This is a genomic window from Acidimicrobiia bacterium (genome assembly GCA_036396535.1).
Lineage (GTDB): Bacteria > Actinomycetota > Acidimicrobiia > Spongiisociales > UBA5794 > DASWKR01.
In genome coordinates this window covers 1-23,343 of the sequence record DASWKR010000079.1, presented here as the reverse complement: position 1 = coordinate 23,343, position 23,343 = coordinate 1, and the positions used below count along the sequence as shown (strand labels likewise).

Genomic DNA, 23,343 nt, shown 5'->3' with positions numbered 1-23,343 from the left:
GGGGTCTACGTCGACGGGCCGGTCGACTGGGCTGACGTCGAGGACCTCGTCGAGGAGGCGTATCGAATCGTCGCCCCGGCTCGCTTGGCGGCGTCGCTCGACGACGAGAGCTGACTCCGGGGGCGGAGCAACGTTGGTCGGCACGGAGAGCGGCCGGGCGTCGCCCCGGGCTTCACACCGTCGAGCTGTGCCACTCGATCACGTCGTCGCCGCTGCGCACGGCATGGTCGCCCATACCGTGCCAAGCGGGCAGGCCGAACGGGAGGTCGCGACGCGGGATGCCGGCGATGTCGCCGGGTACGAAGGCGGCGCCGTATGGCACCCCGACCGTGCCGTCATCGTCTGGGTCGACGAGGACACCCAGCGACGCCAGTGCTCCGTTCCAGTCGGTGAGCAGTGATGTGACGTTTGGAAAGGCCGGGTGGAGGATGTGGACCCGCGGAACCCCCGCCGCCCCGGGCCAGCGGTCGACGGCGTCCCTCGCTCCGGAGCCGACGGTGACGATGGCGTGCAGCGGATTCGAGCCGGCTGCGGCATCGAAGAGGACGTTGCGGTAGTCGAGGACCGGTCCATGCGCCGACATGGCGGCGTTGTCGCCCCCGAACTGCCCGAAGATGCTGAACAGGAATGTGTTGAGCATGAGGTACGAGCGGGTGATGCCGAGCTTGGCGAAGAATCCCTGCAATCGTTGTCCGGACTGCCCGACGAAGTTGCGGTGCGCCAGCAGCTCGTTCACCGACGGATCCTGTCCGACGACGAGGAGCCGGGCCGTCCCGTCGAGACGACCCCGGTAGTAGACAGGCCCGAAGTCGATCCTGAACAGGTCGGGCCTCGCTTCGTACGCTGCCAGCGGCGCGGCCAGGAACCGGTCTTCCCAATCGGGTGGCGGGCCGGGATCGTGCCCGGGACGGCCCGTGGCAGCTGCCGTGATCGCCGCCGCCGCGTGGAAGTACCGGTTGCCTGCGAGTTGATCGACCCGTGAGATCCCGAACGCCGCGGCCAGCTTGTCGGCGTCGCCCGCCGAAACGCCTCGCAGTGCCGCCGGGTTTGCTTCCGCAAGCTGCGTCGCGGTCGAGCCTGTGAAGCCGGCGTCGATGAGGTGGTCGAATGATGTGGCCAAGTGTCATGCCCCTCTCACGTGAGTGCGATCTGTTCGCGGCACCTCGCCACCAGAGCGTCCCCGGCGTAGCCGAGCAGCAGGAGCGTGGCGAGGCCGGTGGCCTTCGGGCCGAGCACGTCTCCGAGCTCGACCCGCAGCGTGTTGCGGATGACGTCGCGGCTCGCCATCCGCCGCCCGTTCACCTCGACGTCGACTCTCGTCACGTTCCTCGTCTTGATCGTCACGGTCGGTGGACGGTCGCGATGCCTGCTCACGTCGGAGACCCTCACCGATCGCGGCGTCCGGTTCACCAGCAGCCCGATGGCGCAGTCGATGAGATCCTCGTTGTGGCTCGTCACGTCCCGGCGTGTCATCCGGTACACCACGTCCGGCACGACGCCGAGGTCCTCGAGGATGTCGCCGGCCCTCGCTCCGACGCGCGTCGTACGTCTGATGGCCACCCTCATGTCGGCGCCCCCGGGCAATGGCTCGTAGGGAGACGCCCCGACCTCTTCGTTGTCCGGTTCCAGCAGCGCGCTGAGCAGCCCGTGTGACCAGACGTTGGCACCGCCGGCGCCGGTGCGGCCCCCGACACCGATGACGGGACCGATGCCGTGGTCCTGGAAGCCGGCGGCGAACATGTCCGTGGCGCTGTAGCACAGCGGATCCGTCACGAGCACGACGGGTCCGAAGTACCGCTGGCCGAGCTTGTTCACGGCGTCGTCGGGCGTGATCGGGTACCCGAGGGAGTAGGTCGCTCCCGTCTCGACCGACTGCTCGAGCGATGCGATCCACGGCTCGAGATCCAACCCGGGGAAGCGGGTCGACCGCCTGTGGTTACGGCAGATCGCCAGGTTCAACGGGCTGGTGATGAACTGGGCGCGCTCCCTCTCGATCGGGCCGGGTGTCAGAACCTCGAGGAGCTGCTCGGCGGCGTAGATCAGGCCTCCTCCGTTGCCCCTGACGTCGATGACGAGGCCCTCCTGCGGAAGCTGCTCGACGAGCCGGACGAACTCGGCGACGAACGAGTCGGCGTCCGGAACGTTGAACGTGAAGATCCGCACGTAGCCGTACTCGGCGTCCGGAGCCGCACCGTTCGAGGCGCCAACCCGCAGCGCCCTGAAGACGCCCGGCATGTGCGAGGCGAGGTCGGCTACGGCATCCCGTATCGGGTTGGCGACGTGCTGGCGCCGGGAAGCCTCCTCGGCCGCGGCCACCGCCGGCGCGTAGAGGATCTTGCGCCCCTCTTGGACGGCGTCGGTCTGATCGTCGATGCCGAGGGCGCTCGCTTCCTTCCTGTCGTCGCCCGCCCCCACGATCGACGAGGTCCCCGGCTCGAACACGAGCCACTCCTCGGTGTGGTCGTGGGCGGCGCCGCCCGGTCCGAGCCAGCGAATCGTCACCCAGTCCTCGTCCGGGGGCAGGGTCCTGGCGAGCGGGCGGATGGTCAACGCGTTGAGCCCTCTGGCGTGGCGAGCGTCGGGGTTGCTCCCCGCCTGGTTATCGGCGTTGCGGGCAACGGCGTGCTCGATGGGCATTCCGTTCCAGTGGGTCAGCTCGGCACCGCTCATGGCGGGGTCGGGCCATGCACCGGCGGTCCACTTGGTGACGATGTAGCGGCGCTTGCCGCGATCGGCGATCTCCTCGACGAGGAAGGGTAGCCAGGCGACCTTGGTCCCGAACGGGCGGGGGAGTCGGTACCCGGTGTGCAGATCGCGCAACGAGTTGAAGATGTCCATCACCTCGGCGTGGAACTCGATCTCCGGGGCCATGTCGGCTTCGGCGGTGTCGTCGAGCCGGTGGCGGAGAAGCCGCAGGCGTTGCGCAGGGTCGACGGCGTGCATCGACCGCTTCAGCGGCAAGTGCACGTAGTTCTCGGTGAGCAAGACGAGCGCTTGGTCGACGATGCGCTTTCGGTCGGCGAGCGAGAGCTCGCCGAACGATCTGAGCAGGACGGTCAGCGGCTGGGTCGTCGCCAGGACCTGGTCGGCGACGGGCTCGCCGGCGGTCTCGAGGAAGCGCGCCGAGTCCGGGAGAGCGATTCGCTCCCCGTAGCGGGCGGGCAGGCCCTCCTTGATGAACTCCGGCAAGTTGCGAGCTGCCGCGAGTTGCTCGAAGTGGCCGTGGTCGCCGGCTGCCGCGATCGGTTCGAGGCTCATGGGCTCGGTCACCCAGAACGAGTAGGGCTCCGCCCCGAAGAAAACCTCGCCGCGGGCGGCCGCCTCGACGGCGAGCCGGAAATCCTCCTCCTCGAAGTCCGGGACGACCCGCCAGACGTCCCCGGCGGAGTCCGCCATCCCGCCGGCGAACGACCCCGGCCCGGCGCCGGCGAGCGCCACCGCCTGGTCGACCTCGACTGCGAGCCGTGGCAGGTCGGCCATCGCATCGCTCAGACGGGCCACGGCGGCGGTCAGCGTGAGCCCGTCGAGAAGGTCCTCGTCCGGCGAGTCGAGGTACAGCCGGCGTGACGACCGGTCGACTTGGAAGCTCTCGGTGCTCGGTACCTCGTCGATGGGATCGTCCCAGAACCTCTCCATGAGGCTCTTCTGGCCGAGGCGCGGCGTGCCGCCGATGACCACCAGCGTGATCGACGTCTCCCGGGCGTCGATGAGGTGCTGGTAGGGGTCGCCGTCGCGCCCGTTGACGGCGACGACGTCTGCGAGCTTTCCCTGCTCGATGCTGCCGAGGAGCCCGTCCCACTTGACTGACGCTGCCGGGTTCACGGTGACCATTGCCACCAGCTCCTCAGGAGTGAAGACGTCCTCTCGTTCCCGGCTCACCAGCGAGGCGACCTTGAGCTCCCCGAGCAGGTTCTTCGAGCCGCTCGGCGACCAGTCGGATCCCAGCGAGATCCGGATGCCCGCCTTCTTGGCCGCCACGATGTCGGCGGTCTCGCCGTACAGCAGATAGTTGCTCAGCGGCGACCAGACCATCGAGGCTCCGCGTTCTGAGAGCACGTCGAAGTCCTCCTCGCGGAGGGCGGCGCCGTGGATGGCGCACAGCACGTCGCTCACCGCCCAGTCGTCCCCGTCGATCCGGAGCCTCAGGAACCAGCCACGCGCCGTGTCGTCTCGTCCTTCTGAGAGGTGCTGCAGATAGCAGGTGTTCTTGCCGAGCTTCGTCGACAGGTAGCCGGCTGCCCCGCCGACGTCCGGGTTGGCGATGTTGGTGCCCGCCGAAGGGAGGCGAGGATCGAGGGGCTGCTCGACGTTGCGAACGAGCCCCCTGAAGTATTTGGTGATCCCGCCGGCTTGGGCGAGGGTGATGCCTTGCGACGTCGTGACGCCGCCGAAGAGCGCCCGGCACTCGACGTAGCGGACGAGGGCCTGGACGACGCCCTCGGTCTGGCCGAGGACCTGGGTCGGCTTCGTGATCTCCCGCGTGTAGCCCTCGGTGCCCCGCCACTGACCGTTGTTCGTGTATCGCTGCGGCACGTCCCAGAGCGGCATGGCGTTGTACGACAGGTGGTTGTGCAGCTCGATCAATCCGGGGTAGAGGGTGTCGCCGGTCCGGATCCTGGCCGCCCCTGCGTACTTCTGGTCGGGTATCGGCGCCCCCGCCGGGAGCACGGCTTCGATGACCCCGCCATCGACGTACACCGCACCGTCGTCGATCACACCGTCGGGGCCCATCGTGACGAGCCGTCCTTCGAGCACGTACCGATCCGTTGGTTGGCTGGTCACCATCAGACAGACCTCCCGCCGGTGGGCTCCGGCATCGCAGACACCGTCACGATCGCGCACGAACGACGGAGATACGTCGTCGCGACTCGGCGAACGACACGTCGAACGCTATCGGACGGGCGGCGCACATGACGGCGTCCCGCCCTGGCGAGGCGCTCGGAGGGGCGTCGGTCTACGCCTCGGATGTCGCCAGCCGCGAGTCGAGCGCCGCGCCGGCTGCGGGCGAGCCGTTCCGCATGACGAGCCAGATGTTCGCCTCGTCGAGGAGGACTCCCGGCTCCGACAGGGGGTCGCCGTCGACGACGACCAAATCGGCGAGCTTGCCTGGTTCGATCGTGCCCACCTCGGCGTCGATGCCGAGCGCGGTAGCGCTCCCGTGCGTCGCGGCGACGAGGGCTTCCTCGTTGGTGAGGCCGTGCTCGACCATCCTGACGATCTCGTTGGCGGCGAGGTCGGACTCCGGCGAGTCGTAGCCCATCGCCAGGAGCACGCCGACGTCGCGAGCGGCACGCAACGTCATGTCCGCCTGCTCCACGTTGTAGCGGCCCTGCTCTTCGAGCATGTCGGTCCACACTCCCTGCTCGGCCACGTCGTGGAGGAAGGAAAGCGTCGGGATGAGCACGCCTCGGCGCCCCGCCAACTCCTCGAGGAGGTCGGGCCGCTGGTTGAGGTAGAAGCCGTGCTCGATCGTGTCCGCCCCGGCGAGGACCGCCAGCTCGGTTCCGCCGAGGCCCTCGCAGTGCGCTGCCGCCCGGTATCCCTGCCTGTGGGCCTCGTCGACGAAGGCAGCCATCTCCTCGCGGGTGCATTGCGAAGGGTGCGGGTTCTCGAGCTCGACCGACCTCGCCCCCGTGCTCATGATCTTGACGAAGTCGGCGCCCGCCCTGATCTGCTCCCGAACCGCCTTGCGCATCTCGTCGGCGCCGTCAGCTTCTCGGTACATGCCCGGGAAGAACCGGCCCCCCGGCGCCGTCGGCGAGACGATGCGGCCGCAGACCAGCAGCCGCGGGCCGACGAATGCGCCGTAGCGCATCCCTTGGCGCAGCTCGAGGAGAACGTCGCCGTACGCTCCCACGTCCCGGATCGTGGTGATTCCCATGCGCACGGCGCGCCGCAGCGTCGCTCCGACGAGGTGACCGACCACGCCGGGCCGCACCGGCTCCTCGCCCTTGTCGGGGTGCGGGCCGCGTGGTGTGTGTTCCAGCATCGACAGGTGGGCGTGGGCGTCGATGATCCCCGGCATGAGGAGCTTCCCCGAGAGCTCGATCGTGCGAGCACCGTCGGGGATGCCGTCGTCCCGCCGCCCGACCGAGGCGATCCTGCCGTTCTCGACGACGACCGTTGCGTCGTCGGTGACGGGGCCGCCCCCGGAGAAGACCCTGGCGCCGGTGAATGCGAACGTCCCGCTACCCGAGGCGGGGTCGGCGAGGAAGGCGGGTAGGCGCATCGACGGCAGCCTAGGTGTCCCGGGTGAACGCCACGTGTGAGACCAGGGTGGCCTCGAGCCGTTCCTCGTCGAGATCGACGCCGAGCCCTGGGGCGTCCGGCATCGTGATCCAGGCCTCGGCGTCGACCTCGATCGGTGCGACGAGCACGAAGTCCCTCCGGTCGAGGGACCACTCCGGAGGGTCGAGCGGGTACTCCACGAACGGGGGCGAGGAGGCGCCCGCCGCGAGGTGCAGGTTCGCCATGACGGCCAGCCCGTCGCCCCAGGTGTGCGGTGTGAAGGCGCAACCCGCCGCCTCGACCCCGGCGGCGAGCCTTCGAAGACCTTCGACGCCGCCGGTGAGCGTCGCGTCCGGTTGGAACACGTCGAGGCACCCGTTGGCCAGGAGCGCCTCGAGCTCGTGGATCTCCCTCGTCATCTCACCGCCGGCGATCAGCAGCCCTGCGCTTTCGCGCAGTCGCCTCATCCCTGCGACGTCGCCACGATGGAGCGGCTCCTCCATCCAGTACACGCCGAGATCGGCGAGACGCTGCGCCACGTCGATGGCGTGCTCCACGGTCCAGGGCCTCGCCGTGTCCCACGGCATCCGCCATGCCTGGTTGCAGTCGACGAGTACCTTCATATCCCCGGCAACCGCATCGCATACAGCGGCGACGACATCGAGGTCGTCTTCCAGACGGGGCCTGCCGAGGCGCAGCTTCATGGCGGGGAAGCCGCGGCCCCTGACCTCGAGCGCCGTCTCGACGGCGGCTGCCGGTTGGCGGTGGACGCCCGTCGAGGCGTACGCCGCCACCCGCTCGCTCCGGCCGCCGACCATCTGCCACAGCGGGACGCCTCGCAGCTTCCCGGCCAGGTCCCAGAGCGCCACCTCGAGGGGCCACATGCGCCCTGCGTGGAAGGAGGCATTGGCGACCACCTCGTGATGTCGCGGCAGGTCGAGGGGGTCTCGACCCAGGAACAGCCCTGCGAAGTCGGTGAGGTCACGCATGGGTCCACCGGAGCCGAAACCCTGCGCTCCCGTGTCGTCCGTGACTCGGACGATCGTGACCGAGAACGTCTCGCGGGGACGAGGGTCCCAGGCGGCAGGGAATGGGGGATCGAGGGGCAGGTCGTGCTGCGAGACGTCGATGCGGACGATGGTCACGAGGCGGCGCGCAACGAGTCCCACGCCCGAGCCGTCATGTCCGCCACGGGGCGGTGATCGGCCTCTTCGATGGGGCGGGCGTTGTTGGCTCGCATCGGAGCGTTCTCGGGCGCACCGAGCACCGTGGCGAGCTCGGCAGCGTCGATGGCGGCCGGCATGAACGGTGCCGCCAGCTCCACGAAACGCAGCTCGCCGAGCAGCGCGCCGATTGCGGACGGCAGGTCCGGCACTGCGAGGCCGACGGCGCCGGCGAGCTCCGAATAGCGATCCGCCGCGCCTGCGATGCTCCATTCGAGGGTCGCCGCAAGCGACAAGCCGACTGCGAACCCGTGCGGAATCCCGTGCACGGTCGAGAGGGCGTGGCCGACGGCGTGGGCGGCGCCGGTCCCGTGGGCGTCGATGGCCCTGCCTGCCAGGCAGGCGGCCTGCTGCATCTCGGCCCTTCCGTCGAGACCCTCGGGCCGGGACATCACGTCTCGGATGGCGGCGAACCCGCGACGGAAGGCCTCCCGGGCTCGGTCGTCGGTGTGATCGGCCCGGCAGGACGAGCCGGCTTCGATCGCATGAACGATGGCGTCGAGGCCGGACGCCAGCGTCAGAGGGGCGGGACAGCCCGCGGTGACGGCCGGGATGAGGCAGGCGCCGTTCGGTCTGAGCGGGTCACCCCACGCCCAAGTCTTCCTGCCGCTCTGGCTGAGCACGGCGGTCCTGGTCACTTCGGCGCCCGACCCCGCCGTGGTCGGGACGGCGACGAGCTGCATGTCCCGCTCCGGGACGCGGCGGCCCTCGAGCACATCTGCCGAGGAGAGCTCCTTGCCGGACAGGGCGGTCGCCACTTTCGACGTGTCGATGACCGAGCCTCCTCCGACGGCGATCACCAGCTTCGGCGAGATTCCGTGCAAAGCAGTCGCGGCGGCGTCGACGGACTCGACGGTCGGTTCGCCGCCGGCGATCGACACGATGGGCGGTGGCGGGTCGAAGAGGTCGGCGACCGTGCTCGCCGAGCCGGAGGCCGCCACTCCCCGGTCGGTCACGATCACCGTCCCGGCCGGGTCGACCCCACCTACGAGCTGGATCAGGTGGTCGACGGCGAGGGAGGTCGTCTCGGATGACACGGCGGGGCGATGGTACCGCCGCCGGTCCTCACCGGTGGCGCCGCTCGGGGCGTGGCGCCGCCGTCGGGTTCGGCGAGGTAGGTTCGGGACCCACCTAAGGTCGCGTCGATGGCGATGACTCCCGGACGGCGCGACGCCTTGCTGAAGCGCTTCGACGCCGCCACCCGACGGCTCGTCGACTTGCTGCGGGGCATTCCGCTCGATCGTTCAGGGACTCTCGTCCCCGGACTCGACTGGACCGTTGCCGACACCGGTGCTCACCTCGTCTCCGTGTTCAGGCGCATGACCGGTGACGCCAGGAGGGCCTTCGACCCGAGCCACCTCGTCGAGTTGAACGACGCCGGGATCGCGGAGGTCGAGGGCGGCCTTCCGGCGGTGGCCGACGAGATCGAGGCGAGGCTGGCCGCCATCGTCGACCGTATCCCGCAGGTGCCCGACGATCGGCTCTATCCGTTCCACTTCGGCCTCCAGGTGCCCGCCACGACGGGGCTGGCCGTAGTGATGGGGGAGGTGCTCGTGCACGGGTGGGACATCGCCAGGGCGGTGGGCGCAGAGATGGAGATCGATCAGGACGACGTCACGTCGTTCTGGCGAGCCGGCCTCACGGTTCTTGCAGGCTGTGTGGCGCCGGACGCCGGTGGTGTCGACGAGACATGGAGCATCGTGATGCCGGGCGAGCCTCCTGTGACGGTCGTCATCTCGAACGGCACCGCCACCATCGACCCGCCGCACGCCGGTCCGCCCGACCACGTGGTCGAGGTCGAAGACCCCGTGCACTTCATGCTGGGGTTCCCGTACGGCCGGGTCGAGCTGGCGCCGCCGGCGGATCTGCTGGCCGGCCGCTTCACCATCGTCTGAGCTCAGCGGCCGCTCCGGGTCGTGGCGCTTCGCACGCGACTACGGTCCCTCACACCGTTCCCGTGAGGAGGGCCATGCCGCTTCGGTTCGCCATCAAGACGCCGCCCCACCACGGGGCATGGACGGACTACCTCGACATCTGGCGCGCTGCGGACGACATGGACGTTTTCGAGTCGGCCTGGAACTTCGACCACTTCTACCCACTCACCGAGCCGACCACCGGGCCATGCATGGAGGCATGGGTGACGCTCGCCGCCCTGGCACAGGTGACATCGCGCATCCGGATCGGCTGCATGGTCCACGGCATGCATTACCGCCACCCGGCGGTGACGGCGAACATGGCCGCCTCGCTCGACATCATCAGCGGAGGACGCTTCAACCTCGGCCTCGGGGCCGGCTGGCACGAGGCAGAGTCGGGCGCTTACGGCATCGAGCTGGGCACCGTCAAGGAGAGGCTCGACCGGTTCGAGGAAGGGATCGAGGTGATCGTCTCGCTCCTCGGCAACGAGACGACGACCTTCTCCGGCGAGCACTACCAGTTACTCGACGCCCGCTGCGAGCCGAAGAGCATCCAGCGACCCCACCCGCCGATCGTGATCGGAGGGAAGGGCAAGAGGCGGACCTTGCGGGCCGTGGCGAGGTGGGCATCGATGTGGGACGTGAACTTCATCCCGCCTGCCGACCTTCCCGAGTATCTGGACGTGCTCGCCGGCCATTGCGCCGCCGTCGGGCGGGACGTCGACGACATCACCATCATGGCGCACGTCAGATGGTCGTCCGATCTCGACTCGGGAGGCGCCGCACAGCAGGCCGCCGCCTACGGTGACGCCGGTGCCGACGTGGTGGTCTTCTCGATGGTCCAGCCCTTCGCTGTGGCGAGGTTGGAGCCATTGGCCGAGAGTCTTCGCCGGCTCACCTGACGAGCGGTCCTCGGCCCGGTAGCCGGGTCGAGGCGGTGGGCGTCACGCGCTCGAGACGGTGCGGTGCATCCCGGCTTGGTAGTGGTCGACGACCCGGCCGGCATCGTCGGTCCCCACGATGCGGCACGTGAACTCGTAGGCGCCGGGCTCGAGGTCGAGGGACAGTCGCGCCGTCTCGGACGGCTGGAGCACGTCGGTTGCGGCGAGGACGGCGCCGTCCGAGTCACTCACCACAAGCGTATGGGGATACTCACCGTGGTTCTCGACTTCGAGCTCGACGTCCCCGGTGATGAGGGCCGTCGCTGAGGCGTCGATGCTGAACTCCTGCAGATCGACTGTCACCGCGCCGGCTCTGACGCCTCCGCCGCACGCCGCCACGATCAGGCAGACCCCGACCACGTTGGCGAGCCGCCTCTTCATCGTGACTCCACCAAATGCCGGGCGACGACACGCGGGACCCCGACCGCCATCGACGTGCCGCGCCGCGACGTAGCCACCGACAGCGAAGCGCCGAGTGCCTCGACCATCAGCTTGGCGAGGTACAGCCCGAGCCCGGTACCCGGGCTGAAGCCGGTCTTCTCGAACTTCTCGAAGATGCGAGGCAGGAATGCCGGGTCGATGCCGGGACCATCGTCCTCGACCACGAAGTACACCGCGTCGCTGCTCCGGTCGCCGACCTCGACCATCGGCTCGAACGGCAGCGCGTCGACGCAGCGAACGCCGACGACGCTCGCTCCGTGAGTGAAGGCGTTGTCGGCGAGCGATCCGACGAGGCGCGACAGGGTGGTGGCATCAGTGAGCACTCTGGCGTCCGCCAGGAAGGCGGGGAACGCCGACGGGTCGCTCTGCAGCCGTGGGTTGGAGGACTCGACCCTGGCCCACACGTCGGTGAGGGCTGTCTCGTCCGTGTGGAAGTCGAGGCCGCGGTTCTCGATCCTCGCCACGAAGAGCATCTGGCCGATCATGTCCTCGAGGCGCCTCCCCTCCGCCACCATCGAGCTCAGCAGCGTGTCGCGGTCCTCGTCGCTGAGGTCGTTGCCTCGGGTCAGGAGGTCGGCGCCGGTGACGACCGCAGTCAGCGGCGTGCGTAGCTCGTGGTTGATCATGAGGACGAACTCGGCGCGAATCCGGTTCTTCTCCTCTGCAAGCTCGAGTGCCTCTTCGGCATGACGCCTCGCCTCGTCGAGCTCGACGTTCTTCGCTTCGAGCACCGTGGCGTGGCGGCGCAGCAGGTTCGCTTCGAGCGCCACCTCCCTGATGCGGCGCAGTGCATGGGCGCGCCCGACGAGTGCGAGCGCCGCGAGCGCCAGGGACAACCCGGCGACGCCGAGCAGCATCAGCGTCGTCGAACGGATCCCGCGCGCCCTGATCCTCCGGCTCAGCAGCTCCGTGATGTCGTAGTGGAGGAGGAGGGCGCCGTCTTCCATCGGCTGGACCACCGCGTACAGCACGTCGCCCTCGTCCCACTCGACGACGCCGTCGATGGCGATGTCGACGTCGATCCTGGCGGCAACCGCCCCGAAGCGCCCCGTCGCCAATGCATACCGCAGGAAGGCATTGTCGACCTCGTTCCCGACGAGGGTCGACGAAGTGGACGTGATGATCGAGCCCGCCGCACCGACGACACTGGCCGCCTCGGTGGCGATGCGGTTTCGCATGTGCCGCAGCGCCTCGGCGGACCCCGCGCCGCCCACCATCAACTCCGAGTAGAGCCGCTCGGCGGCCCTTCCATCCTCTGCGAACAGCTCGCCTTCCCCGACGGGCCGGTCGGCGGCTCGCTGCGTCTCGTAGGCGACGGAGCCCGCAACGAGGGCGATCGACACGCCGAGGGCGGCGGCGATCGCCCAGACCCTCGAAGGGTGCTGCTTGTCGAGGTTCGGGGTCGGCTGGCCGATCATTGCTGCCCATGGCTATCGGCACGTGGCGGCGCCCTCCTGAGCGCCCCTGCGGCCTCGCTGCGAGCGCCCAGGCGGGCTGCAGGTAGCCTGACAGGATGGCGATGTTCGATTTCCAGGACCACGGTGACCTGATCTCGCCGGTGCTGTTGGTGGCCTTCGAAGGGTGGGTGAGCGCCGGGTCGGCAGGGACGGCGACCGCCGAGTTCTTCGCCGAAAAGGGGAGGCCGCTGGGGACGCTCGATCCGGACATGCTCTTCGACTACCGGGCCAATCGGCCGACGGTCGACTTCGTCGACGGGGTCATGAGCGACATCGAGTGGCCCGAGCTGACGCTGGCGCGCAGCTCCGCCGATGGCCGCGACCTCCTCGTCCTCTACGGGACGGAGCCGAACTGGAACTGGCGACTCCTCGGCGCCGAGGTCGCCACCTTCAGCGAGCAAGTCGGAGTGACGGAGCTGGTTTCGCTCGGCGGGGTTCCCTGGGCGACGCCGCACACCAGGCCGACCTCGATCATCATGACGGCGTCCGACTCGGCCAGGCTCGTCGAGGACGTCGACAGGCCGAGTGGACGGCTCAGAGTGCCCGCCGCCGCCGCCAATGTCGTCGAGTCGTACCTGACGGCTCGGGGGATTCCTGCCACCGGCTTCTGGGCCCGGGTCCCTCACTACATCGGCACGACGTACTACCCGGCCGTGGCGGCCCTCGTGGAGAGGGTCTGCGTCCACCTCGGCGTGGCGCTCGACCACGACGGCCTGCTCGACCTGGCGAGCGAGCAGATCCAGCAGCTCGACGCCATCCTCGAGGTGCGTGGCGAGGCCAAGGCGATGGTCGAGCAGCTCGAGACGCTGGTCGACGGCAGCGACGGGACGACCGGTGAGGAGCTCGCCTCCGAGATCGAGCGCTTCTTGAGGGACCAGACGAGCGGGAGCGGCCCCGGTTTCGGGGACGACGGCTCGTAGCGGTCGAAACAGGACCGACGCGCATCCTCCGGCGCGTCGGGAGCACATCGCCCCGCGCCGGCGGTGGCACCGACCGGCACGACATGCCGGCCGCTGATACCTTGCGTGGTGGCAGACCCGGATCGCGAGGTCATCGATGCACATGCAGGACGATTTCCCGCTTCTCATGTCGACGCTGTACGACCACGGCGTCCGCCTGTATGCCAGCCAGGAGATTGTTTCGAGGGAGCACGATCGGACGATCGTGAGGACGACGTACGGCGCCACCGACGATCGGGTCAGAAGGCTGGCGACGGCGATCGCGAGGACGCTGGGGGTCGGGCGCGGCGAGCCGGTCGGGACGTTCGCTTGGAACAACCGCCGCCATCACGAGCTGTATTGGGCAACGGCCAACGCCGGCCGAGTCTGCCACACGCTCAACGTCCGCCTGTTCGCCGACCAGATCGTCTACATCGCAAACCATGGCAAGGACAAGGCCCTGTTCGTCGATCCCGACCTCGTCGGGCTGGTGGCGCCGATCATCGACCGCCTCGAGACGGTCGAGAACGTCGTTGTGATGGGATCCGACGCCTCGGGCCTGCCGGGAGCCATCGCATACGAGGATCTCATCGCGGAGGCGGAGCCGCACGGGGCCTGGCCCGAGCTCGACGAGCGCTCACCGATGATGTTCTGCTACACGTCGGGCACCACCGGCAATCCGAAGGGTGTGGCGTACACCCAGCGCTCCACCTACCTGCACACGATCAGCGGGCTCGCCAACTTCGCCATGACGTCGGCGGACAACCTCATGCCGGTCGTTCCGATGTTCCACGCGGCCGCCTGGGGCTACCCCTTCCAGGCGGTCCCGATGGGAGCGAAGATCACATACCCCGGGCCGGATCTCACGCCGGCGGGCCTCCTCGCCCTGGTCGAGGGAGAAGGCGTCACCTTCTCGGCGGGCGTGCCGACGGTCTGGCTCGGCATCCAGCAGCACCTCGTCGAACACCCCGAGATCGACACCTCGTCCATCAGGGCCTTCCTGTGCGGCGGGTCGGGCGTGCCCAGGGCGATGATCGACTGGTATTGGCGGGAACGCGGCATCAAGGTCGTACAGGGGTGGGGAATGACAGAGACGAATCCAGTCGCCGCGACGGCGCTGCTCAAGCCGCACATGGAGGAATGGGACTGGGAGCGCCAGCTCGACGTGCTCGAGACGGCAGGTCGGCCCATTCCCGGCCTGAAGGTCAAGATCGTCGACGAGACGGGGGCGGAGCTACCTCACGACGGTGAGGCGTTCGGGGAACTGCTCATCCGCGGGCCATGGATCGCCGCCGAGTACCACGACGACCCGAGGTCGGCAGAGTCCTTCCAGGACGGTTGGCTGCGCACGGGGGATGTCTGCAAGATCACCCCCGACGGGTACGTCCGGATAACGGACCGGGCCAAGGACGTCATCAAGTCGGGCGGCGAGTGGATCTCGTCACTCGATCTCGAGAACGAGCTGATGGCCCACGAGGCGGTCGCCGAGGCGACGGTGGTCGGGCTGAAGCACGCCAGATGGCAGGAGCGGCCTGCCGCTTTCGTCGTTCTCCGCCCGGGAAGCGGTGCGTCCGAATCGGACCTCCTCTCATGGCTCGAGGGCCGAGTTGCCAAATGGTGGCTCCCCGACCGTGTCGTCTTCATCGACGCCATCCCCAAGACGGCAACCGGGAAGTTCGACAAGAAGGTCGTGCGAGACGAGTACGGCGATCTCCTCATGGGGTAGGCGCCCGTTGCCTCACCAGGGATGCTCCCGCCCGTCCCAGGTCCAGAAGCGGCCGTGCATCACGGGGGTCAGGCCTGCGAGCAGCGCACGGATCCCTCTTGCGCTCTCGGCGGCCGAGAGCGGCGCCGATCGGCCTCCCATGTCGGTGCGCACCCATCCGGGATGGATCACCACCGCTCCGACACCGCGATCCGACCAGGACGCCGCCCTGGCCCGAAAGGCGTCGTTGAGCGCAGCCTTGGAGTCCCCGTAGCCGCCAAGGCTTCCGGTGCGGCCACGGCGGGCGCCGAGCTGCGAGGTGAGAATGGCGATCGTGCGGCGATTGCTCAGGGCGACGTTCTCCACGAGCGCTTCGGCGACCCTGATCGGCGCCTCTGCGTTGATCTCGAGCATGTCGTTCGTCGACCCTCGGTAGACCCCTGCGACGTGCAGCAGGACGTCGATCGGTGCACCGCTCATGTCGGCCACGACGGCCGCCAGATGGCTCGGATCACGCACCTCCAGCTCATGGAGGGTGACGGGCATCGAGCCGAGCGGGCCCGGCGTTGCCGGCGTCCGCGTCGTGGCGTGCGTCTCCCAGCCGGCTGCTACGTATTGGCGCGTCAGTTCGAGGCCGATGCCGCGGCTGGCGCCGACGATCAGCACCCTCCCCGTCAATGGACCGGAGTGGTCAGTCCGCCATCCCGGGCTCGACGAGACCGATGACGTTGCCTGCCGGGTCCTGGAACAGGGCGAAGATGACGACGTCCGGCAATACCGTGCGTGGCATCAACGTCTTGCCGCCCGCCGCCTCGGCCTGCGCCAGGGTGGCGTCGATGTCGTCGACGCTCACATAGATCGCCTGGTAGCTCGGCATCTCGACCGAGCCGCTCCCGATGGCGCCGCCGACACCGGACTCGGACTTGTCGACGAGCATGTAGTTGTCCATGTCCGGGACCGCCTGGGCATTCCAGCCGAAGAGCCCGCCGTAGAACGACGCCAGGCGGGCCGGGTCGGGGCCCATCAGCTCCCAGTGAACGATCTCTCCTGCCACAGCTCCCTCCTCGCAAGCGACCTCGCAACGGTACTCTCGCCACCGTGACCACGACGAGCAACGAGGCGGGGCGGGTTCCGGCAGCCTGGTCCGTGGCTGCCGACGCCGCCCTCGTCGTCGGCTTCGTCGCCATCGGCCGCAGCACACACGATGAGGCAGGATTGGCGGGGATGGCGAGCACGGCGGCCCCGTTTCTGGCGGGCCTCGGCGTCGGGTGGGTGCTCGTCAGGCGTCGGTGGGCGCCAACATCGACACCCGCCGGTGTCGTCGTGCTGGCGGCGACGCTCATCGTCGGGCTGGCCTCGCGGAGACTCGTATTCGGCAAGGGGACCGGCCCCTCCTTCATCCTCGTGACGACGGCGACCCTGTCGGTGTTCCTGCTCGGCTGGCGTTCACTTGTACGACGGGTTGCCCGCCCCACGCGGCGGCATCCGGGCCGGTAGCCTCGCGGGCGGCAGGCACGAGGGAGGCGACGAGTGACGCGCATCGCCGGCTTCGGCGGGTACGTTCCCGACCGCGTCATGACGAACGCGGACTGGGCGACGCTGGTCGACACCACCGACGAGTGGATCGTCCAACGCACGGGGATTCGAGAGCGGCGCTTCGCCGCCGAGCACGAGTCGACCCTCGACTTGGCGCAACATGCGGCGGAAGGCGCCATGAAGGACGCCGGCGTCGCCGCCGACGACATCGACGAGATCATCATCGCAACCGACACGCCGGATCGGTACACGCCCGACACGGCGGCGTTGCTGCAGGATCGCCTCGGCTGCCGCCAGATCTCGACATTCGATCTCGCAGGTAGCGGCTGCGCCGGGTTCGTTCAGGCTCTCGACGTGGCACGGAGTCGCATCGCCTTCACCCCGAAACGAGTGCTCGTCGTTGGTGTCGAGCTGATCTCCAGGCTCATCTCGTGGGAAGACCGGGCGACGTGTGTGCTCTTCGGGGACGCCGCCGGGGCAGTGATCATGACGGCCGACGACGGCGACGCCGAGCTGCTCGACGTCGTCACCGGGACCGATGGCAGCAAGGCAGACATCCTCACGCTCCAAGTCGGAGGGACCCGCTACCCGTTCGGAGAGCGGGCGTTCGTGACGGGCGACTACCAGCGTCTCGACATGGACGGCCGCGAGGTGTTCCGCCAAGCCGTCACGCACATGTCTGCCGTGGTGAGCGAGGTGCTGGGGCGCATCGGCAGGACCATCGGCGACGTCTCACTCGTGATCCCCCATCAGGCGAACAAGAGGATCATCGACGCGGTTGGTCAGCGCCTCGGCACCTCCGACGATGCGGTGTACGTCAACATCGACCGCTTCGGCAACACCGGCTCGGCCTCCGTCCCCTTGGCGCTGTGGGAGGCACGCACCACGGGCGCCATCCGAGCAGGCGATCTCGTGGTCCTCACCGCCTTTGGAGCGGGTTTTCACTGGGCTGCGGCGGCGCTTCAGTTTTGACCCTTGGCAGCCGACCACATTCCGTAGCAGATATGGCGGAAAGTGGTTGTATGGACACGAACACCACTGCGGTCGTGACGATCCCCGGGTCGGTGTCGGTACCCGGCGACGCCGAGCTGCTTCGTGTCCGGCTCGTCGTCTCCAACGGGCGGGTGACACTGCGAAGCGGTGAAGCCGAGCTCGGCTCTTGGTCGCTCACTTCGGTCGAGATCGTCCCGACGGGCGACGGCGCCTTCGGCTTCACGGCCGACGGCGAGACGATCACCTTCCTGCCCGATGAGCCGGACGCCTTCTCGCAGCTCGCAATCATAACCACGCACACGACGAAGGGTCGCAGGCGCCGCAAGGTCGAGAAGAGCACGACCACCAGCAAGGCCGGCAACCCAGCCAAAGCTGTGCGGCCTGTCGAGGCCGGCACGGCCGGCACCGCCGCCGTGCCGCCGCCCGCCGCTTCGCCCCCACCGGCGCGACGGTCCAGGACGAGCCCACCACCGTCGGCGAACCGTGTGATGCCGAGCAAGGCCGGTCGTGACCGGGGCAAGGTGGTCGCCCGTGGAGCCCAGCATGTGGCGGCCGGGGCGACCCGCAGGGCCTGGCTCTTCGCTCTCGACCAGGCGAGGGATAAGAACCTGTTTGGGCTCGACAGGGTGCAGGTCACCGACGAGATGCGCGCCGGGGCCCACGAGCACACCTGGGACCACCGGATCGCCAACGGCATCGCCAAGCACATCTGCACCGCCTGCGGCAAGGTCCGCCTGCGAGCCGACTGACGCCTCGCCGCAGACCGATTCGTCAGTCGTCGATCGATCGGGCCGGAAGGGTCGTCGGAGGCCCGTCTTCGAGCTTGTTCCGGAGCTCGGCCTTCTGGACCTTCCCCATGGCGTTGCGGGGCAGTTCGGCGACCCGCGCATAGCCCGCCGGGTGCTTGTAGCGGGCGAGGCGTCTCGAGACGGCGGCTCGCAGGTCGTCGTCGGACGCCTCTCCGACGACGAAGGCGAAGACGCGCTCGCCGAGATCCGGATCCGGCATCCCGACGACCGCAGACTCGGTGACGCCGGGAACGTCGTCGAGGACGTGCTCGATCTCCTTGGGGTACACGTTGTAGCCGCCGCTGATGATGAGGTCGCTGTCGCGACCGTGGAGAGAGACGCGCCCGTCTTCTGCGATCGAAGCGAGGTCACCCGTGCGGAACCAGCCGTCCGTCGTGAAGGCGTCCTCAGTCATGTCCGGCCTCCTCCAGTAGCCGGCGAAGAGGCTCGGTCCGCGTATCTCGAGCTCGCCGACGTCGCCCGATCGAACCCGGACCTCGTACCCGGCGACCGGGTACCCGACGGTGCCTCCGATCCGTTCCCCATCCAGCGGGTTCGAGCAGATCATGCCGGCCTCCGACATCCCGTAGCGCTCCAGGATCCTGTGCCCCGTGCGCCCGGCGAACTGAGCGTGGGTCACCTCCGAGAGCGGGGCAGACCCGGAGACGAAGAGTCGAACAGTCCGGCAGCCCTCCGCCCCGAAGTCGTGCGAGTCGAGCAGCCGTGTGTAATAGGTGGGCACGCCCATCATCACCGTCGACCGGGTCAGCGCCGCCCGGACTCCCACGATGTCGAAGCGGGGGAGGAGGATCACCTCGGAGCCGCCGAGCATCGCCAGGTGCAACGCCACGAAGAGCCCGTGGACGTGGAAGATCGGCAGGGCGTGGAGGAGCACGTCGTCGGTGCGCCATCCCCACGCTTCGTACAACCCGGTGGCGTTCGCCAGCAGGCACCCGTGGGTCAACATGGCGCCCTTCGAGCGTCCCGTGGTCCCGGACGTGTACACCAGCGAGGCGACGTCCGTCGGGCGGCAGGGGGCGATCTCGCGGCGGGGCACCACTCCTGCTGCGGCGGCGCCCAGCGAGCCGTTCCCGTTCGTGGTGAGCGTCAACGAGGCGAAGCCTCGGCGGGGCTCCGCTCCGACGAACAGCACCGGGTCGGCATCCTCCACGAAGTAGTCGACCTCCTCGGCGGTGTGCCCGGGGTTGAGGGGGACGTACACCGCTCCGAGCTGGAGCGCCGCCATGTAGAGGGCGATCGCCCCGGGCGACTTCTCCACCTGGACGACGATCCGGTCGCCCTGGGCGACCCCGTGCCCCGCCAGGACCGTTGCGTAGCGCGCCGCCATGTCGTCCACGTCGACGTACGACAGGCGCCGGCCCCCGGGCACCGTGAGGAACGGCGCTCCCGGGTCCGCCTGGTGCCCGTCGCGAAGCGCCTCGAGGATGTTGCCGCTCAACGAGTGCTCCAATCCGTTCTTGCGTACCCCTGTCGCACGGATGCGACGACGGGACGCCGGAACGGTCCGATCAGGGCGATCGGCGCCGGCACGGCTCAGTACTGGCGCTGCGTCTTGCCCGCCCTGGCGGCGAAGCCCTGGACGAGGAACTGGCAGACGTACTGGGTGATCGAGACGCCGACGATCGGCGCGATGATGGCGGCCAGAGGGAGCGTCATCGGGTTGTTGTTCGTGATCACCTCGGGCGAGGTGAGCGTGAGCGTCGGGACGCCGACGCTGACCACGATGACGGCGAACCAGATCCCGGCAACGCTGAGGCCGATCCACGGCCACGACTCCTTGTCGGGCGCCACTCCGGCCGGGCGTGGGTAGAACACGGTGGCTCGCAGGACGAATGCGGTGGCCAGCCCACCCCAGAGCCAGTTGATCATGGCGACCACGTTCAGCTCGGACTGGTCGGCGCCGCTCACGAACTTCGGAGCGAACAAGCTGGTGAAGACCACTGCGATCCACACGACCGCGACGGCACCAACCACCGCGAAGTTCCTGTTGTCCATTCTCTGATGCTCCCTCCGGGTGCCGCCACCACGGTCGACCTGAGTCGGGAGGCTACCCGGCGGATGCTCCGATTCCAATGGCCCGCCGTCCGGCTAGCCGAGGGCCGAGATCGCCGTCATGAAGGCCTCCAGCCCGGCCCGCAGCGAGTCGGCGAGGCCCCCGAGCTCCGTCGCGGACACGTCGACGGACACCGGGAGGGTCAGGCGCACGGGCACGTCCGCGGCGATGGGGATCGACTCGTTCACGGGGATCGCAACGTCGAGGTCGATGGGGAGGTCGAGCACGATGGGCACGGTGATGTCGAGTGGGATGTCGATGCCGAACGGTCCCTGGACCGTGATAGTGGTGTCGATCGTCTGGTCGATCGGCAGCGACGCCTCGATCGGTACCTGCAGGATCCTGTCGAGCACGATCTCGGTCTCGATCGGCACGCTCTCGTCGATGGGGACGTCGAAGGCGATCGTCGATCCCGCGAACGCCTCGAGACCGGCGACCGCCTGGGCGAGCCCCTCCTCGACTGCGGGGGCGAGCTCGGCGAGCCTGCCCTGGAGATCGGTCGCCTGGGACGTGAAGAGGGCCACGCCGCCGCGCAGCTGCTCGACCTCGGCGCGCAGCCCGGCGACATCCGAACGGGCACGCGACATCCCGATGACGGCGACGAGGGCGACCACGAGCGCGGCGGCGGCCACGCCGGCCAGGGCGGCGGCGACGAGCGTTGGCTTGCGAACGACGATGGTCTTCATGGAGCTCCTCGTAGGCGGCGCTGGAACGGTACCGGGCAACGCCAAATGAGCGGCGGCTAGTGCGTTGCCGCGTCGGCGGCCGGCACGCGGCGCATCCTCGAGGCGACCGCCAACGCCACCACCAGGACGATCACCGCGGCGAGGAAGGTCTCGGCGAGGGCCGAGGTCGTCAGGCTCGCCTGGGCCTCTCGAACGGCTGCCGCGTAGCCCGCAGAGTCGAGTGGCGGCAGGTCGATCGTGTCACGCAACTGGTTGAACCGGTAGAGCCCCCAGGCGGTCAGGCCGGAGAGGCCGACGCTGAGGCCGATGAGCCGCATCACGACGACGAGGCTCGCCGCCGTCCCTCTGCGGTGGTCCGGGGCCGCATCCACCACCGCAGCCGACGTCGGGGCGACGACGAGGCCGAGCCCGAGGCCGAGGAGCGCCAATTGCCATGCCATATGCGGGTAGGCCGTCGTGACCTCCCAACCCGCTCCCATGAGAAGGAAGCCGGCCGCCCCGAATCCGAGTCCCCACAGGACCGGCGGCCGATACCAGAGGCGCTCCGAGAGTCGTCCGCCGAGGTATGAGCCGGCTGCCATGGAGGCCGTGAGGGCGCTGAGCACCCAACCGGCCACGACCGCAGCTCGCCGGACGTCGAGCTCGACCACGTTCACGAACAGAGGCACGTCCACCATCGCGATGACGAGTGCCGCGCCGACGAGGAAGTTCACGACGACGGCGGCAGTGAGGTTCCTGCCCCGGAAGAGGTCGAATTCGATGAGCGGGTCGTCACTCGCTCTCTCGACGCGTGCGAAGAGGATGGCCGCCAGCACCGCCACCGGATAGAACCAACGCAGCGCCGCCCCACCCGAGCCTGTCAGCTCCTCCAGCCCGGTGACGCTCTGGATCTCGGCACTGCCGAGGAGGGCGAGATTGAGGGCGACGAGCGCGACCGTGAGCGTCACCGCCCCGGCCCAGTCGATCCTGGCGGCTCGGTCCGACCGATCGTGATCGGCGAGCAGCCGATGCGCCACTGCGATGCCGATCACGGCGAGCACGACGTTCAGGTAGAACTGCCATCGCCAGTTGAGGAAGCGGACGATCATCGCCCCGTACAGCGGGCCCCAGACCCAGCCGAGCGTCTCGACTGCGCCGAGCACGCCGAGGGCCCTCGCCCTGGCTCCGGCCGGGTAGGCGTCGCTGAGGATGGCCATACCCACCGGCAGCATCGCCCCACCGCCGAGCGCCGTCAGGACTCGACCGAAGAGGAACGGTCCGAGGCTGTGCGAAGCGGGCACGATGATCGACCCGACGAGGAAGAGAGCGAACGCCGCTTGGAAGACCTTGCGGCGCCCGACGATGTCGCTGAGGCGGCCCGCCAGCGGCATGACGGCCACGAAGGCGATGAGGTAGGCGTTGACGATCCATGCGGCGTCATCGAGGCCGTCGGGGAGCAGGATCCCGAGGTCGGCGATGATCGGTCGCAGCATCGTCGTGACGACTGTGAGGTCGTCGGCGGCGACGAACACCCCGAATGCCACGACGGCGAGGACGGCGCGAGGCGGCACCCGGCGGGCCCGCACGTCAGCCATCGATGTCTGGCTGCTCGATCTCGAACTCGGCGCCGTAATCGGAGAAGGCGAGCCGCCACGTGGCGGTCCCTTCGGGAAGGGCGACGTCGAACATCACTTGGACGACCTCGCCGGTCCCCGTGTCGATCCACACGTCGGCATCGACCATGTCGGCTGTCACGAGACCGGCCGTGATCGAGGTCACCCGATCGCCCGACGCCACCCCGCGAAGCCGGTATGCGGTCACCCCGCTCACGTCCTCGGTGCCGACCAGCTCGGCATCCGTGAACCCGTCGGCGAGGAGCGGGCGCCACCCGGTCTCGGGGTCGAACAGCGTCGCCGGGTCGAACGAGTACCCGGCCGGCGCCGGCTCCCACGCTCCGGTGATCGGGTTGGACAGCCAGGTCTCGCCGTCGATGGCGACGGCGCCGACTCTCGTCGCGAGGCCGGCTACCGCGAGGGTCACCGAAGCGTCGGCGGTGCTCGGTGACACGAACCTGCCCTCGGCATCCCGGAACTCGATGGTCCCGTTCTCGTCGATGTACACCGCGTCTCCCGTACGTTCGATCACGAACCGCACGGAGTCCACATTCCCCATCGCCTCGGACGACGCCGCCAGGATGGCATCGATGTCCCCGGCGATCGTCGTACCCGACGATCCACCGCACGCCGCGGCCACGGCGAGGGCAAGGGCGAGGGCGGGGACTACCGGGCGTTGCACGCCTGGAACGCTAATGGGCGCGGATCGGTTTCGTGTTTGCGAGGCTGGTCTGGAGCCGCTGGCAGGTGAGCACTATCGGACGCTGGGCCGTTGAGCCCTATCGCTAGAGCGTGCCCCGGCTGGTGGTTGGTGGTCTGAACGGCTGG

General features: G+C 69.1%; 21 protein-coding genes. 7 read left to right on the top strand and 14 right to left on the bottom strand.

Annotation, left to right across the window (positions count from 1 at the left end):
- Window positions 1-172 precede the first annotated feature (172 nt).
- The 5 genes from VGC47_14190 to VGC47_14170 form a co-directional block, all read right to left on the bottom strand.
- A complete protein-coding gene (locus VGC47_14190; protein HEX9856458.1) occupies window positions 173-1,120 on the bottom strand; it encodes a uracil-DNA glycosylase family protein in 948 nt (315 codons plus the stop codon).
- 14 nt (window positions 1,121-1,134) lie between these two features.
- The gene (locus VGC47_14185) at window positions 1,135-4,785 is read right to left on the bottom strand and encodes an amidohydrolase family protein (GenBank protein HEX9856457.1); all 3,651 of its coding nucleotides are present in this window, start codon (window positions 4,783-4,785) and stop codon (window positions 1,135-1,137) included.
- A gap of 169 nt (window positions 4,786-4,954) precedes the next feature.
- Window positions 4,955-6,229 carry an amidohydrolase family protein gene (locus VGC47_14180; GenBank protein HEX9856456.1) on the bottom strand — a complete coding sequence of 425 codons (1,275 nt, stop codon included), beginning with the start codon at window positions 6,227-6,229 and terminating at the stop codon, window positions 4,955-4,957.
- A 10-nt stretch (window positions 6,230-6,239) separates the two neighbouring features.
- Window positions 6,240-7,397 carry a mandelate racemase/muconate lactonizing enzyme family protein gene (locus tag VGC47_14175; GenBank protein ID HEX9856455.1) on the bottom strand — a complete coding sequence of 386 codons (1,158 nt, stop codon included), beginning with the start codon at window positions 7,395-7,397 and terminating at the stop codon, window positions 6,240-6,242.
- A complete protein-coding gene (locus tag VGC47_14170; protein ID HEX9856454.1) occupies window positions 7,370-8,488 on the bottom strand; it encodes an iron-containing alcohol dehydrogenase in 1,119 nt (372 codons plus the stop codon). The genes VGC47_14175 and VGC47_14170 overlap by 28 nt, the downstream gene beginning before the upstream one ends.
- A gap of 108 nt (window positions 8,489-8,596) precedes the next feature.
- On the opposite strand from VGC47_14170, the gene VGC47_14165 reads away from it, so the two are divergent.
- Together VGC47_14165 and VGC47_14160 are read left to right on the top strand one after the other, a co-directional pair.
- Window positions 8,597-9,346, top strand: coding sequence for a maleylpyruvate isomerase family mycothiol-dependent enzyme (locus tag VGC47_14165; GenBank protein ID HEX9856453.1), 750 nt, complete (start codon window positions 8,597-8,599; stop codon window positions 9,344-9,346).
- A gap of 74 nt (window positions 9,347-9,420) precedes the next feature.
- The gene (locus VGC47_14160) at window positions 9,421-10,266 is read left to right on the top strand and encodes an LLM class F420-dependent oxidoreductase (GenBank protein HEX9856452.1); all 846 of its coding nucleotides are present in this window, start codon (window positions 9,421-9,423) and stop codon (window positions 10,264-10,266) included.
- A gap of 42 nt (window positions 10,267-10,308) precedes the next feature.
- Here VGC47_14160 and VGC47_14155 read toward each other — a convergent pair whose 3' ends face one another.
- Together VGC47_14155 and VGC47_14150 are read right to left on the bottom strand one after the other, a co-directional pair.
- On the bottom strand, window positions 10,309-10,686 hold the full coding sequence (locus VGC47_14155; protein HEX9856451.1) for a cupredoxin domain-containing protein: 378 nt from the start codon (window positions 10,684-10,686) through the stop codon (window positions 10,309-10,311).
- Complete coding sequence (locus VGC47_14150; protein HEX9856450.1) at window positions 10,683-12,164, bottom strand: HAMP domain-containing sensor histidine kinase; 1,482 nt, start codon at window positions 12,162-12,164, stop codon at window positions 10,683-10,685. The genes VGC47_14155 and VGC47_14150 overlap by 4 nt, the downstream gene beginning before the upstream one ends.
- 95 nt (window positions 12,165-12,259) lie before the next feature.
- Here VGC47_14150 and VGC47_14145 point away from each other — a divergent pair, with 95 nt between their 5' ends.
- Both VGC47_14145 and VGC47_14140 read left to right on the top strand, forming a co-directional pair.
- Window positions 12,260-13,123 (top strand): PAC2 family protein, encoded by an 864-nt coding sequence (locus VGC47_14145; protein ID HEX9856449.1) that lies wholly within the window; start codon window positions 12,260-12,262, stop codon window positions 13,121-13,123.
- A 142-nt stretch (window positions 13,124-13,265) separates the two neighbouring features.
- Window positions 13,266-14,867, top strand: a complete 1,602-nt coding sequence (locus VGC47_14140; protein ID HEX9856448.1) for a long-chain fatty acid--CoA ligase — start codon at window positions 13,266-13,268, stop codon at window positions 14,865-14,867.
- Window positions 14,868-14,879: 12 nt separating this feature from the next.
- On the opposite strand, the gene VGC47_14135 is transcribed toward VGC47_14140, so the two are convergent.
- Complete coding sequence (locus VGC47_14135) at window positions 14,880-15,512, bottom strand: SDR family NAD(P)-dependent oxidoreductase (GenBank protein ID HEX9856447.1); 633 nt, start codon at window positions 15,510-15,512, stop codon at window positions 14,880-14,882.
- 25 nt (window positions 15,513-15,537) lie between these two features.
- Complete coding sequence (locus tag VGC47_14130; GenBank protein HEX9856446.1) at window positions 15,538-15,900, bottom strand: VOC family protein; 363 nt, start codon at window positions 15,898-15,900, stop codon at window positions 15,538-15,540.
- Between the two features lie 44 nt (window positions 15,901-15,944).
- Here VGC47_14130 and VGC47_14125 point away from each other — a divergent pair, with 44 nt between their 5' ends.
- From VGC47_14125 to VGC47_14115, 3 genes are read left to right on the top strand one after another with little or no spacing between them, the layout of a single operon-like run.
- Window positions 15,945-16,343 carry a DUF3054 domain-containing protein gene (locus VGC47_14125; protein HEX9856445.1) on the top strand — a complete coding sequence of 133 codons (399 nt, stop codon included), beginning with the start codon at window positions 15,945-15,947 and terminating at the stop codon, window positions 16,341-16,343.
- A gap of 33 nt (window positions 16,344-16,376) precedes the next feature.
- A complete protein-coding gene (locus tag VGC47_14120; GenBank protein HEX9856444.1) occupies window positions 16,377-17,354 on the top strand; it encodes a beta-ketoacyl-ACP synthase III in 978 nt (325 codons plus the stop codon).
- Between the two features lie 50 nt (window positions 17,355-17,404).
- Window positions 17,405-18,124, top strand: coding sequence for a hypothetical protein (locus tag VGC47_14115; GenBank protein HEX9856443.1), 720 nt, complete (start codon window positions 17,405-17,407; stop codon window positions 18,122-18,124).
- Window positions 18,125-18,146: 22 nt separating this feature from the next.
- Here VGC47_14115 and VGC47_14110 read toward each other — a convergent pair whose 3' ends face one another.
- The 5 genes from VGC47_14110 to VGC47_14090 form a co-directional block, all read right to left on the bottom strand.
- Window positions 18,147-19,622 carry an AMP-binding protein gene (locus VGC47_14110; protein ID HEX9856442.1) on the bottom strand — a complete coding sequence of 492 codons (1,476 nt, stop codon included), beginning with the start codon at window positions 19,620-19,622 and terminating at the stop codon, window positions 18,147-18,149.
- 95 nt (window positions 19,623-19,717) lie between these two features.
- Complete coding sequence (locus tag VGC47_14105) at window positions 19,718-20,179, bottom strand: hypothetical protein (GenBank protein HEX9856441.1); 462 nt, start codon at window positions 20,177-20,179, stop codon at window positions 19,718-19,720.
- Window positions 20,180-20,272: 93 nt separating this feature from the next.
- Window positions 20,273-20,923 carry a hypothetical protein gene (locus tag VGC47_14100; GenBank protein HEX9856440.1) on the bottom strand — a complete coding sequence of 217 codons (651 nt, stop codon included), beginning with the start codon at window positions 20,921-20,923 and terminating at the stop codon, window positions 20,273-20,275.
- A gap of 56 nt (window positions 20,924-20,979) precedes the next feature.
- Window positions 20,980-22,497 carry an MFS transporter gene (locus VGC47_14095; GenBank protein HEX9856439.1) on the bottom strand — a complete coding sequence of 506 codons (1,518 nt, stop codon included), beginning with the start codon at window positions 22,495-22,497 and terminating at the stop codon, window positions 20,980-20,982.
- Complete coding sequence (locus VGC47_14090) at window positions 22,490-23,197, bottom strand: LppX_LprAFG lipoprotein (GenBank protein ID HEX9856438.1); 708 nt, start codon at window positions 23,195-23,197, stop codon at window positions 22,490-22,492. The genes VGC47_14095 and VGC47_14090 overlap by 8 nt, the downstream gene beginning before the upstream one ends.
- Between the last annotated feature and the right edge of the window lie 146 nt (window positions 23,198-23,343).